At 60.6% G+C, this 13,262-nt stretch carries 10 protein-coding genes; 4 read left to right on the top strand and 6 right to left on the bottom strand.

Translation table 11 applies throughout. The features are described 5' to 3' along the window. The first annotated feature begins 46 nt into the window (after nucleotides 1–46). Nucleotides 47–2,437, top strand: coding sequence for a sensor domain-containing diguanylate cyclase (locus AACY11_RS02675; RefSeq protein ID WP_339493818.1), 2,391 nt, complete (start codon nucleotides 47–49; stop codon nucleotides 2,435–2,437). 124 nt (nucleotides 2,438–2,561) lie between these two features. Here AACY11_RS02675 and dacB read toward each other — a convergent pair whose 3' ends face one another. After that, nucleotides 2,562–4,022 carry a D-alanyl-D-alanine carboxypeptidase/D-alanyl-D-alanine endopeptidase gene (gene dacB, locus AACY11_RS02670; protein ID WP_339432463.1) on the bottom strand — a complete coding sequence of 487 codons (1,461 nt, stop codon included), beginning with the start codon at nucleotides 4,020–4,022 and terminating at the stop codon, nucleotides 2,562–2,564. Between the two features lie 42 nt (nucleotides 4,023–4,064). Between dacB and AACY11_RS02665 the strand changes: the two genes are divergently transcribed. Together AACY11_RS02665 and AACY11_RS02660 are read left to right on the top strand one after the other, a co-directional pair. Next, nucleotides 4,065–4,205, top strand: coding sequence for a hypothetical protein (locus AACY11_RS02665; RefSeq protein ID WP_339432462.1), 141 nt, complete (start codon nucleotides 4,065–4,067; stop codon nucleotides 4,203–4,205). A 51-nt stretch (nucleotides 4,206–4,256) separates the two neighbouring features. After that, on the top strand, nucleotides 4,257–4,601 hold the full coding sequence (locus AACY11_RS02660) for a YggL family protein (RefSeq protein WP_003223308.1): 345 nt from the start codon (nucleotides 4,257–4,259) through the stop codon (nucleotides 4,599–4,601). A gap of 37 nt (nucleotides 4,602–4,638) precedes the next feature. On the opposite strand, the gene AACY11_RS02655 is transcribed toward AACY11_RS02660, so the two are convergent. Beyond that, the gene (locus AACY11_RS02655) at nucleotides 4,639–5,835 is read right to left on the bottom strand and encodes a benzoate/H(+) symporter BenE family transporter (RefSeq protein ID WP_339432461.1); all 1,197 of its coding nucleotides are present in this window, start codon (nucleotides 5,833–5,835) and stop codon (nucleotides 4,639–4,641) included. A 271-nt stretch (nucleotides 5,836–6,106) separates the two neighbouring features. Between AACY11_RS02655 and AACY11_RS02650 the strand changes: the two genes are divergently transcribed. After that, a complete protein-coding gene (locus AACY11_RS02650; RefSeq protein WP_008146364.1) occupies nucleotides 6,107–6,871 on the top strand; it encodes a GntR family transcriptional regulator in 765 nt (254 codons plus the stop codon). A 149-nt stretch (nucleotides 6,872–7,020) separates the two neighbouring features. On the opposite strand, the gene guaD is transcribed toward AACY11_RS02650, so the two are convergent. The 4 genes from guaD to xdhA form a co-directional block, all read right to left on the bottom strand. Further along, nucleotides 7,021–8,325, bottom strand: a complete 1,305-nt coding sequence (guaD, locus tag AACY11_RS02645) for a guanine deaminase (protein WP_339432460.1) — start codon at nucleotides 8,323–8,325, stop codon at nucleotides 7,021–7,023. 13 nt (nucleotides 8,326–8,338) lie between these two features. Next, on the bottom strand, nucleotides 8,339–9,196 hold the full coding sequence (gene xdhC, locus AACY11_RS02640) for a xanthine dehydrogenase accessory protein XdhC (protein WP_339432459.1): 858 nt from the start codon (nucleotides 9,194–9,196) through the stop codon (nucleotides 8,339–8,341). Nucleotides 9,197–9,311: 115 nt separating this feature from the next. Then, the gene (gene xdhB, locus AACY11_RS02635; protein ID WP_339493817.1) at nucleotides 9,312–11,711 is read right to left on the bottom strand and encodes a xanthine dehydrogenase molybdopterin binding subunit; all 2,400 of its coding nucleotides are present in this window, start codon (nucleotides 11,709–11,711) and stop codon (nucleotides 9,312–9,314) included. Continuing rightward, nucleotides 11,704–13,158, bottom strand: coding sequence for a xanthine dehydrogenase small subunit (gene xdhA, locus AACY11_RS02630; RefSeq protein WP_339432457.1), 1,455 nt, complete (start codon nucleotides 13,156–13,158; stop codon nucleotides 11,704–11,706). The genes xdhB and xdhA overlap by 8 nt, the downstream gene beginning before the upstream one ends. Nucleotides 13,159–13,262 lie beyond the last annotated feature (104 nt).

The raw sequence follows: 13,262 nt of genomic DNA, 5'->3' as shown, positions 1-13,262 counted from the left end.
ATGGCCAATGGCGTTTTCCGCAATAGTGGCGTAGTGAGTGGCCCTTATGTCGTTGCACCCCGTGCGCCCGAAGATTCTGGGTTTTATCAGCGAAGACGTCTCGGCCTGGCTGGTCGCGATGCTGGTATTGCTCGCCGGCGGGATTCTCACGGGGCTGCTCGCCTGGGCGACCCTCAATCAGTTGCAGCAACAATTGCATCAGCGTTTTCAACTGCTGGCCAATGAACGCTACAGCCGCATCGAAGAGCGCTTTCAGGATCAGGAACAGCGCCTGGACGGCTTGCGCCGCTTCTTCGTCAACTCCCAATCGGTGTCCCGCGCCGAGTTCGATGGTTATGCCAAGCCCCTGCTGTTGCGCACTCAAGCCTATTCCTATGCCCCTCGCGTGCCGCGTGCACAGCGACTTGCGCTGGAGCAGGCGGTCCGTGACGAGGGCTTGAGCACCTTTACCTTTCGCGAACTGAGCGCCGACGGCCAGTTGCAAGTGGCGGGGGATCGCGCCGAGTACGTGCCGGTGCTCTACACCCAGACCCAGAGTCGCTTGCCGGCCCCGTTGGGTTATGACCTGCTGGCGCAGCCGCTGCGCCGTGCAACGCTGGAGCGCGCCGATCACACCGGCCGTATGGCCGTCTCGCAACCGTTGCATCTGGTCAGCATCGAGCCGGCCTATGCGCGGGGAGTATTGCTGCTGGCGCCGGTCAACCGCGCAGGCGCGCCGGGCGCAATGCCGCAAGGCTACGTCATGGCGGTGATCAGCATGCGTCAGTTGCTCGCGGACGGGTTGCCTGAAGAAAACCATGATTTCCTGACGGTGCGCATTCTCGACCTCTCCACCGCCGAGCAACACGAGGTGCTGTACGAATCGGCGAACAAACCCGGGGCGAGCGATCTGGAATCGACCCGGCTGTTGCGCCTGGCTGACCACGACTATCAGGTTGAAATGCAGCCCAGCGAAGCGTTCCTGCAGGCCAATCACTCCTCCATCAGCAGCCTGGTGGTACTGGGGGCGATGCTCAGTCTTTTGCTCAGTGCCTTGCTCTACGTACTGGTCAGTCAGCGTCAACGAGCCCTGCGCCTGGTCGAGCAACGCACCCGGGAACTGCATGCCCGCGAGCAGGAGCTGCGCGGCGCCCACGGCCAGTTGCGTGGCGTGCTGAATGCCGCCACGCAAGTAGCGATTATCGCCACTGATTTGCGCGGCGTGATCAACACTTTCAACCCGGGTGCGGAACAGATGCTGGGCTACAGCAGCGCCGATGTCGTCGGCCACATGACCCTGGAAAACCTGCACCTTACGCGTGAGTTGACGGCGCGCTCTGCCGAGTTGAGCGCGCGCTATGGCAAGACCATTCCGACCTGTCAGGCGATGTTGGTCGAGGGGGGAGAAGTGGGCGGTCACGAAGCGCGTGAATGGACGCTGGTACGCCACGACGGCAGTCATTTGCCGGTGAACATGCTCGCAACACCGGTTCTCGATGAGCAAGGCCTTTGGGTCGGGCATCTGGCGATCTGCATCGACATCACCGAACGCAAGCGGGTGCACGAGGCACTGGCGGCGCGGGACGTGTTGTTAAAGAAGCTCAGTGCCCATGTCCCGGGCGGCATCTATCAATTCAAAATGGAGTTCGGTGGGCGTTTCAGCGTGATCTACGCCAGCGACGGCATCCGGGAAATCTACGAACTTGAGCCGGACGTGCTGTTGCTCGACGCCGAGGCGGTCTTTTCTCGCATTCACCCGCAGGACATCACCCGCGTGCGCAAATCGATTCGTGCGTCGGCTGAAAACCTCAGCCCATGGCGCGAGGAGTACCGCGTGCAGTTACCCGAGCGCGGCGTGCGCTGGGTTCGCGGTGAAGCGACGCCCGAAGAGCTGCCGGGCGGGGGCGTGCTGTGGCACGGCTACATTTCAGACATTTCCGACCTCAAGCGAGTGCAGGAGGAACTGCGAGCACTGTCGGTGACAGATTCGTTGACCGGCATTCACAACCGTCGCTACTTCCAGGAACGACTGACCAGCGAAATGGCTCGGGTTGAGCGGGGTGGGGGTGAGCTGTCGGTGATCATGCTCGACATCGATCATTTCAAGCGCATCAACGACCAGTATGGTCACGCGGTGGGTGATCGGGTGCTGCAAGCCGTGTGCGAGCGTATTGGCCACCGGTTGCGGCGTACGGATGTGTTTTGCCGCTTGGGTGGTGAGGAGTTCATGGTGCTGTGTCCGGACATCGACGGTGAACACGCGTACAGGTTGGCCGTGAAGTTGTGGCAGGGCCTTCGCAGCGCGCCGGTGGATGTGGTTGGCGTGGTCACCGCGAGTTTCGGTATCGCCAGTTGGCGACCGGGAGAGGGGGCTGATTCGCTATTGCTGCGCGCGGATTCAGGGGTTTACGCGGCGAAGCAGGGCGGACGGGATCGTGTCGAGCGGCAGATGAATTAAACCTGTGGGCGCTAATCCCCAGCGGGAGCGGGCTTGCTCGTGAAGGCGCAATGTCAGTCAATAGCGTTCTGGCTGAACTGACGTCTTCGCGGGCAAGCCTGCGCCCACAGGTTCGGCAGTGTGCTTACAGCACGGAAGCGGTCTGCGCCGTTTTCGGCTGGCGATACAGATCCAGCAGCACCTGATCCAGCACCGACGACGCACCAAACGGCGCTTTGTCGTTGAGGATCGCCACCACCGCCCAGGTGTTGCCGTTGACGTCGCGGCTGAAGCCGGCAATCGCCCGCACAGTGTTCAGAGTGCCGGTCTTGATGTGGGCTTCGCCGCGCATGGCGGTGGTCTTCAGACGTTTACGCATGGTGCCGTCGGTACCGGCGATCGGCAGCGAGCTGATGTACTCGGCGGCGTACGGGCTATGCCAGGCCGCTTGTAGCATGTTCGCCATTTCACGGGCGCTGACCCGTTCGGCACGGGACAGACCAGAGCCGTTCTCCATCACCAGGTGCGGCGCGGTAATGCCTTTCTTTGCCAGCCACTGACGCACCACGCGCTGAGCGGCTTTGGCATCGTCACCGTCGGCGTCGTTACGGTACTTCTGGCCCAAGCTTAGGAACAGTTGCTGGGCCATGGTGTTGTTACTGTATTTATTGATGTCGCGGATGATTTCCGCCAGGTCCGGCGAATAAGCGCGGGCCAGCAGTTTGGCGTTGCTTGGGGTGGACGCCAGACGATTCTTGCCCTGAATGCTGCCACCCAGTTCTTTCCAGATCGCCCGAACGGCGCCGGCGGTGTAAGTCGCATGGTCGAGCAGCGACAGGTAAGTCTGCGAGCTGCAACCGTCACCCAATTGGCCGGCGACGGTCACGGTCACGCTGCCATCAGCCTGCGGCACCGGGTTGTAACGCACACCGCCGGTGCATTGCTTGGAATTGAGGGCTTTGACGGTGTTTTCGATGTGGATGCTGGCAATCGGCGGTTCCACCGAGATCAGCACCCGGCCACCGTCATTGCGCGCCACGAAGCGCAAGGCCTTGAGGTTGACCAGCAGCGAATCGGGCTTGACCAGAAACGGCTTGTTCTGATCGTTGCCGTCATCGTTGAATTCCGGCAGTTGCGGCTGCACGAAGAAGTTGCGGTCCAGCACCAGATCACCAGTGATCTGGGTCACGCCGTTGGCGCGCAAGTCGCGCATCAGCAGCCAGAGTTTTTCCATGTTCAGCTTGGGATCGCCGCCGCCCTTGAGGTACAGGTTGCCATTGAGGATGCCGCCGCTCAGGTCGCCGTCGGTGTAGAACTCGGTTTTCCATTGATGGTTGGGGCCGAGCATTTCCAGCGCCGCGTAAGTCGTGACCAGCTTCATGGTCGAGGCCGGGTTGACCGATACGTCAGCGTTGAACACGGTCGGGGTACCCGGGCCGTCGAGCGGCACCATCACCAGCGACAAAGCGCTGGGCTGCAACTTGCTGGCCTTGAGCGCTTTTTCGACGTTGGGGGTGAGGGCGGTATTGATCGTGGCAGCAGAAACAGGCAGGGCCAATGGCAGAAGAAGGCCGGCGAGAAATAGAGGACGCAACGATTTGATCATATGAAATAAAACCCTGCAGAAGAGGGGAAAAAAGGCGAGGACATGGATGAAAAAGCCCTCAGTGGTCATGAAAGTGTCGGCATTATGCCCCAAGGTGTTACCGCTTGTGCCGTGCTGGAGGCGGCCAACGGCTTATTTTTTTACAGGCGGTCGGGCGCTGTGTCCACAGAGGCGGGCAATTGACGTTTTAAACTGGTAAAGTGCCGGCCGTTATTACTTAAGAGGATTGTTCCAATGGCGACTAACCGTTCCCAGCGTCTGCGCAAAAAACTGTGCGTTGATGAATTTCAAGAGCTGGGTTTCGAACTGAACCTGGACTTCAAAGAAGACTTGTCCGAAGAAGCCATTGACGCGTTCCTAGAAGCCTTCATCAAAGAAGCCATGGAAGCCAACGGTCTGGGTTATGTTGGCGGCGACGACTTCGGTCTGGTATGCCTGCAGAAGCGTGGCTCGGTCAACGAAGAGCAGCGCGCTGCTGTTGAAGCCTGGCTGAAAAACCGTAGCGAACTGACCGGTATGACCGTCAGCCCGCTGCTGGACGTTTGGTATCCGGAAAAGCCGATCAACGCGGCTAAGTGATACTGAAAAAAACGGCGACCTTCGGGTCGCCGTTTTTTTATGCCTGGGTTTTGCGCCCGTTGAGGATCAGCAAGGTCACCACCCCCGCCACAATCCCCCAAAACGCCGAACCGATGGAAAACAGCGTCAGCCCCGACGCCGTGACCATAAAGGTGATCAGCGCCGCTTCACGTTCCTTCACTTCGCTCATGGCGATGCTCAGCCCGTTGATGATCGAGCCAAACAGTGCCAGCGCAGCAATCGACAGCACCAATTCTTTGGGTAGTGCCGCAAACAACGCCGCCAATGTGGCGCCGAATACGCCGGCAATCCCGTAGAAAATTCCGCACCAGACTGCGGCGGTATAACGCTTGTTGCGATCCTCATGGGCGTGCGGCCCGGTGCAGATCGCCGCGCTGATGGCCGCGAGGTTGATGCCGTGGGAACCGAACGGCGCCAGCAGCAGCGAGGCGATGCCGGTGGTGGTGATCAGTGGCGAGGCCGGGACGGTGTAGCCGTCGGCGCGTAGCACGGCGATGCCGGGCATGTTCTGCGAGGTCATCGCCACCACGAACAGCGGGATGCCGATGCTGATGGTCGCCGCGAGCGAGAAGTGCGGCGTGGTCCACACCGGCGTCGCCACTTCCAGATGGAAACCGCTGAAATCCAGCAGGCCCATGAAGCCCGACAGCGCGGTGCCGATCAGCAGCGCGGCGAGCACCGCGTAACGTGGCGACAGGCGCTTGACCACTAGATAGGTGAAGAACATCCCCAGCACCAGCCCGGTGCGGTGTTGCGCGGCGACGAAGATTTCGCTGCCGATCTTGAACAGAATCCCCGCCAGCAACGCCGCCGCCAGTGATGCCGGGATCTTTTTCACCAGGCGTTCGAAGCTGCCGGTCAGGCCGCAAATCGTCACCAGCACCGCGCAGGTGATGTAGGCGCCAATGGCCTCGCCATAGGTGACACCGCCAAGGCTGGTGATCAGCAGCGCCGCACCGGGCGTCGACCAGGCGATGGTGATGGGCGTGCGATAGCGCAGCGACAGACCGATCGAGCACACCGCCATGCCGATCGAAATCGCCCAGATCCACGAGGAAATCTGCCCGCTGCTCAAACCCGCCGCTTGCCCGGCCTGGAACATCAGCACCAGTGAACTGGTGTAGCCGGTCATCATCGCGATAAAACCGGCGACGATAGCCGATGGCGAAGTATCGGCGAGAGGGCGCAGCCGGGTGTAGGTGGCGTCGTTCATGACGGCGGTGTTCCTTATACAGATGAAGATGTGCGCAATTACCCTGAACCCCTGTGGGAGTTGTGTTCTGGCTGCGGATTCTGCGAACAAGCCTAAACTCAAACGTAACGGATCGTTGCAATACAGCCGAGGTCACAAACAGCCATACAGTCGTGTTGCCACCATCCATTGTGTACAATCGCGCTGTTTTTTACGCGATACTTGCCAGCGACCTACTGTGCCGTATTACAGTCACGGTCTATTCGCCGCAGTTCTCCCGACTCGAGTGCCCATGAACGAACAGTTGCAACCCCTCAAGAAACAACCGCGAGCAGGCAAAGCCGGCCGCAGCGGCACCCAGGACGATATTGTCTACGCGCATATCTTCGAGGCCATCCTCGAACAGCGTCTGGCGCCCGGCACCAAGTTGAGCGAAGAAGCGCTGGGGGAGATCTTCGGGGTCAGCCGCACCATAATTCGCCGCGCGCTGTCGCGTCTGGCCCATGAAGGTGTGGTGCTGTTGCGACCCAACCGTGGCGCCGTGGTTGCCAGCCCGAGCGTTGAAGAAGCCCGCCAGGTGTTCATGGCACGGCGTCTGGTCGAGCGTGCGATCACTGAACTGGCGGTGCAACACGCCACCGCCGAGCAGATCGCAGAACTTCGTCAGATGGTCAATGACGAGCGCGACAGCTTCTCCCGTGGTGATCGCGGCGCCGGTATTCGTCTTTCGGGTGAATTCCACCTGAAACTCGCCGAAGCGGCAAAGAATGCTCCGCTGATCAGTTTTCAGCGCAGCCTGGTTTCGCAGACTTCGCTGATCATTGCCCAGTACGAAAGCGGCAACCGCTCGCATTGCTCCTACGACGAGCACACCCAGTTGATCGACGCCATCGAAGCGCGCAACGCTGAGCTGGCGGTGGACTTGATGATGCACCACATGGACCACATCGACAGCAAGCTCAACCTCGATGAGGAGAGTGCGTCGGATGACCTGCATGCGGTGTTCTCGCATTTGTTGCAGACCAAGAAGCCGGGGCGTCCTGCGGCCAAGCTCTAAAGTAGACCGAGTCACTCCCTTCGCGAGCAGGCTCCCACAGGGGAATGCATTTCAAATGTGGGAGCGGGCTTGCTCGCGAAGGTGTACTGACAGGCAATAAAAATCCCCCGGGGTGAGCACCTCCGGGGGATTTTTTATGCCTGAAAGACTTAGCGCTGATGCACCAAAGCACCCGCCGCATACGTCTGCTGCACCGTCCGGTCGTCGCCCAGCGTCATCAACACAAACAACGTCTCGGCAATGTTGTTGGCCTGCTTCAAGCGATAGCTGAGCAACGGCGTGGCGTTGTAGTCCAGTACCAGGAAGTCGGCATCACTGCCCGGTTTCAGATTGCCGATCTTGTCTTCCAGGCGCAGTGCCCGCGCGCCGCCCAGGGTCGCCAGGTACAGCGACTTGAACGGACTCAAGCGCGCACCTTGCAGTTGCATCACTTTGTAGGCTTCGTTCAGGGTTTGCAGCAGCGAGAAACTGGTGCCGCCGCCGACGTCAGTACCGAGGCCGACGTTCAGCTTGTGCTTCTCGGCCATCGGCAGGTTGAACAAGCCGCTGCCGAGGAAGAAGTTCGAGGTCGGGCAGAACGAGATCGCCGAGCCGGTTTGCGCCAGCCGTGCGCATTCGTCGTCACACAGGTGCACGCCATGAGCGAATACCGAGCGCTCGCCGAGCAAGTTGTAGTGATCGTAAACGTCCAGGTAGCCCTTGCGCTCCGGGAACAGTTCCTTGACCCACTCGATTTCCTTGAGGTTCTCGCTGATGTGGGTCTGCATGTACAGCTCGGGGTATTCGGTCAGCAGTTGCCCCGCCAGCCCAAGCTGTTCCGGGGTACTGGTCGGGGCGAAACGCGGCGTGACCGCATAGTGCAGACGACCCTTGCCGTGCCAGCGCTCGATCAGTGCCTTGCTTTCGACGTAGCTCGATTCGGCGGTGTCGGTCAGGTAGTCCGGCGCATTGCGATCCATCATCACTTTGCCGGCGATCATGCGCAGGTCAAGCTTCTCGGCCGCCTCGAAGAAAGAGTTCACTGACTGCGGGTGCACGCTGCCGAACACCAGCGCGGTGGTGGTGCCGTTGCGCAGCAGTTCCTTGATGAAGATATCGGCCACATCATCGGCGTGAGCTTTGTCACCGAACTGGCTTTCGCACGGGAAGGTGTAAGTGTTGAGCCAGTCCAGCAGTTGCTCGCCGTAGGCACCGACCATGCCGGTCTGCGGCAGGTGGATGTGAGTGTCGATGAAGCCCGAAGTGATCAGCGCGTCCTGATACTGGGTGATCTCGATGTCTGCCGGCAGGGTCGGCAGCAGTTCGCTGGCGTGGCCGAGGGCGCTGATCTTGCCGCCATCGACCACCAGCAGGCCGTCCTCGAAATATTCGTAGGAGGCTTCGATCCCGACTTCGGCGGGGTCGGCGATGCTGTGCAGGATGGCGGCGCGGTAGGCTTTGCGAGTCAGAGGCATGAGGGTTCTCTAATCAGTTTGAGGCTTTGAGTTTGGTGGCCTGACTGCGGCGCGATACGGGCAGCAGTTTGGCAATCGGCTCGGCGCTGGCGCTGTGCTGGCCGAAATTGGCGTTATAGGTGGCGATGATTTCGCCGGCGATGGAGATGGCGATTTCCACAGGCAGTTTGCCTTTGACTTCGCCGATGCCCATCGGGCAGCGCATGCGTTGCACGACGCTGGGGTCGAAACCGCGATCACGCAGGCGATGTTCGAACTTGACCCGTTTGGTCTTCGAACCGATCAGGCCGAACCAGGTGAAGTCGTTGCGCTTGAGGATTGCGGCGGTCAGCTCCAGATCAAGCTGATGGTTGTGGGTCATGACGATGCAGTAGCTGCCGGCGGGCAGGTCATCGATTTCATCCACGGGCTCTTCGGCGACGATTTTACGCACGCCGTGGGGAATCTGTTCGGGGAACTCCGCCTCCCGCGAGTCGATCCAGCGCACCCGGCACGGCAGGCTGGCGAGCAACGGCACCAAAGCACGGCCAACGTGGCCGGCGCCGAACACCGCGATCTGCGCCTGTACCTGGCCCATCGGTTCGAACAGCAACACGGTGGCGCCGCCGCAGCACTGGCCGAGGCTAGCGCCGAGGCTGAAGCGCTCCAGATGAGTGTCTTGCTTGCCGCTGGCGAGCATGTCGCGGGCGATCTGCATGGCTTTGTATTCCAGATGCCCGCCACCGATGGTGTCGAAGCTCTGGTTCGCGCTGATCACCATCTTCGAGCCGGCATTGCGTGGCGTCGAGCCGAGTTCTTCGATGATCGTCACCAGAACGCAGGGTTCGCCCTGGTTCTGCAGGTCGGCGAGGGCGTCGATCCAGTTGTACATAGTCACCTCGACATCTGTGTTGTCTGTTCAGTCGTCTTCGCGAGCAAGCCCGCTCTCACATTTGGAATGCATTTTCCTGTGGGAGCGGGCTTGCTCGCGAATGGCGCGCCTCGGTCTAGAGCGAAGCCAGCTCGGTCTCTGTTTCTACCGCTTTCACAGTCTTGAGCTGGCGCATCTGCTCGCACCCCCACAGCACCCGCTCAGGGGTCGCCGGTGCATCGACTTTCGGTTGATGCTTGTAGTCACCGAGGCTCGCCACGGCGTCCTTGATCGCGCACCACGCGGCAATCCCGAGCATGAACGGCGGCTCGCCCACAGCCTTGGAGTGGAACACGGTGTCTTCCGGGTTCTTGCGGTTTTCCACCAGTTTCACCCGCAGGTCCAGCGGCATGTCCGCCACGGCCGGGATCTTGTAGCTGGCGGGGCCGTTGGTCATCAGCTTGCCTTTGTTATTCCAGACCAGTTCTTCCATGGTCAGCCAGCCCATGCCCTGGACGAAACCGCCTTCCACCTGACCTATGTCGATGGACGGGTTCAGCGAGGCGCCGACGTCGTGGAGGATGTCGGTGCGCAGCATCTTGTACTCGCCGGTCAGGGTGTCAACGATCACTTCGCAGCACGCCGCGCCGAAGGCGAAGTAGTAGAACGGGCGGCCACGGGCCTGGCTGCGGTCATAGTAGATTTTCGGGGTCTTGTAGAACCCGGTGCTCGACAGCGAGACCTGATTGAAATACGCCTGCTGGATCAGCGCTTCGAAGGTCAGGATGTGGTCGCGCACACGCACATGGCCATTGTGGAATTCGACGTCTTCTTCGCTGACCTTGTATTGGCGTGCGGCGAATTCGATCAGGCGTCGCTTGATGATCTCGGCGGCGTTCTGCGCGGCCTTGCCGTTGAGGTCGGCACCGCTGGAGGCAGCGGTCGGCGAGGTGTTCGGCACCTTGTCGGTGTTGGTTGCGGTGATCTGCACGCGATCGATTTCGACCTGGAATACTTCGGCCACGACCTGCGCGACTTTGGTGTTCAAACCCTGGCCCATCTCCGTGCCGCCGTGGTTCAGGTGGATGCTGCCGTCGGTGTAGATGTGGATCAGCGCACCGGCCTGGTTCAGGAAGCTGGCGGTGAAGGAAATACCGAATTTCACCGGGGTCAGCGCCAGGCCTTTTTTCAGGATCGGGCTGTTGGCGTTGTAGCGACGGATCGCTTCGCGGCGTTCGTGATACTGGCTGCTTTCTTCCAGTTCAGCGGTCATTTCTTCGAGCATGTTGTGCTCGACGGTCTGGTAGTAGTGCGTGACGTTGCGTTCGGTCTTGCCGTAGTAGTTGGCCTTGCGCACGGCCAGCGGATCGAGGTTCAAGTGACGGGCAATCGCATCCATCACTTCTTCGATGGCAACCATGCCTTGCGGGCCACCGAAACCCCGGTACGCGGTGTTCGACGCGGTGTTGGTCTTGCAGCGATGACCGTTGATGGTCGCGTCGCCCAGGTAGTAGGAGTTGTCCGAGTGGAACATCGCCCGGTCAACAATCGAGGCAGACAAGTCCGGTGAGCAGCCGCAGTTGCCGGCCAGGTCCATGTTGATCCCGTGCAGGCGCCCGGTGCTGTCGAAGCCGACGTCGTACTCGACGTAGAACGGGTGACGCTTGCCGGTCATCAGCATGTCTTCAACGCGCGGCAGACGCATCTTTGTCGGCTGGCCGGTGAGGTGCGCGACCACCGCGCACAGGCATGCCGGGCTCGCGGCTTGCGTTTCCTTGCCACCGAAACCACCGCCCATGCGACGCATGTCGACGACGATTTTGTTCATCGACACGTCGAGCACTTCGGCGACCAGTTTCTGCACTTCGGTGGGGTTCTGCGTCGAGCAGTAGACGATCATGCCGCCGTCTTCGGTCGGCATTACCGAGGAGATCTGCGTCTCCAGGTAAAAGTGTTCCTGGCCGCCGATGTGCAGCGTGCCTTGAATGCGGTGTTCGGCAGTGGCCAAAGCACCGGCCGAATCGCCGCGCTGGTGGGTGTGGCTGTCGAGCACGAAGTGGCGTTTGCGCAGGGCTTCGACCACATCCAGCACCGGCTCCAGGTCTTCGTATTCGATGATCGCGGCCATTGCCGCTTTGCGCGCGGTTTCCAGATATTTCGCGGCGACGGCCAGCACCGGTTGACCGACGAACTGTACATCATCGATGGCCAACAACGGATCGCCCGGCATCAGCGGGCCGATGTCTTTCAGGCCCGGCACGTCCTGGTGGGTGATGGCGATGCGTACGCCTTCGAATTCATAGCAAGGCTTGGTGTCGATGCTGATGATTTTCGCGTGGGCGCGGTCCGACAGGCGTGCGTACAGGTGCAACTGGTTGGGGAATTCCAGGCGATCATCGATGTACTGCGCTTCACCGGACACATGCTTGGCGGCGCTGTCGTGTTTCACGCTACGGCCGACACCGGTGGTCAGGTCTTTGGCGAACAGTTCAGCCAGTTCAGCTTGGGTCTTCTCTACGGCGTGATGGTTAGACATAAGCGGTCACCCGAGTCTCGATGTGCGGTGTTTGCAGTTCGATGAAGTATTTGCGCAGCAGGTTCTGCGCGCTGAGCAGGCGATATTCCTTGCTGGCGCGGAAATCCGAGAGCGGTGTGAAGTCCTCGGCCAGCGCGGCGCAGGCGCGTTCGACCACGGCGTTGTTGAACGGCTGGCCGAGCAACACGGCTTCGCAATGGGCGGCGCGTTTCGGGATCGCCGCCATGCCGCCGAAGGCGACGCGGGCGTCAGTGATCACGCCGTTTTCGACGCGCAGGTTGAACGCGGCGCAGACGGCAGAGATGTCGTCGTCCAGACGTTTCGACACTTTGTAGGCGCGGAACAGCTGCTCGGCGCTGGCACGCGGGACGATGATCTTCTCGATGAACTCGCTTTCCTGACGCGCCGTGACGCGGTAATCGATGAAGTAGTCCTCAAGATTCAACGTGCGCCGGGTGTCACCTTTGCACAGCACGATCTGCGCACCGAGGGCGATCAGCAGGGGCGGTGAGTCACCGATGGGCGAGGCGTTGCCGATGTTGCCGCCGAGGGTGCCCTGATTGCGGATTTGCAGAGAGGCGAAGCGGTGCAGCAGTTCGCCGAAGTCCGGGTACTCGGCGTTCAGTGCTTCATAGCAGTCGGAGAGGGCGGTGGCGGCGCCGATTTCGATGCGGTCGTCGAAGGTTTCGATGCGCTTCATTTCTGCGACATTGCCGACATAAATCATCACCGGCAGGGTGCGGTGGAACTGCGTGACTTCCAGCGCCAGATCGGTGCCGCCGGCCAGCAGTCGGGCTTGCGGGTAGGCGTCGTAGAGGTCGGCCAGATCGGACACGGTCAGCGGCACCAGGCAGCGCTTGTCGCCGCTGTTGAGTTCGCCGATATCGGTGGGGGCAATGGCTTTGAGGCGGGCGATGGTTTCGGCTTCGCGGGCGTCGAACTGGTCCGGTTGCTTGCCACAGCACGATTGTTCGGCAGCGGCGAGGATCGGCCGGTAGCCGGTGCAACGGCAGAGGTTGCCGGCCAGTGCTTCGTGGGCTTTGGCATGATCCGGTGCATTGCTGTTCTTTTGCAGGGCGAACAACGACATGACGAACCCAGGCGTGCAAAAACCGCACTGTGAGCCGTGGCACTCGACCATGGCTTTCTGCACGCTGTGCAGTTCGCCTTGGTGCTTGAGGTCTTCGACGCTGATCAGTTGCTTGCCGTGCAGCGACGAAACGAACGTCAGGCACGAGTTGAGGCTGCGATAACGAATGTGTTCGCGGCCAGCATCATCCGTTTGCAACTCGCCGACCACCACGGTGCAAGCGCCGCAATCACCGCTGGCGCATCCTTCTTTGGTGCCGGATTTGCCGACGTGCTCACGCAGGTAATTGAGCACGGTCAGATTCGGGTCCAGGGCGTGCTCGCTACGGAGTTCCTGGTTAAGTAAAAACTGGATCACGGAAGGCCTCGCAGACTCATTATTGTTGTTAACCGACGTGAACCGAATTTAGCAGGTCTGACTTTTCGGTCAATGGTTTTCTGACTTAAAGGTCAGGAAAATGC

The organism is Pseudomonas sp. RA_105y_Pfl2_P56, assembly GCF_963970845.1.
In the GTDB taxonomy this organism is placed as follows: Bacteria; Pseudomonadota; Gammaproteobacteria; order Pseudomonadales; family Pseudomonadaceae; genus Aquipseudomonas; species Aquipseudomonas baetica_A.
This window is presented reverse-complemented; position numbering and strand designations above follow the sequence as displayed.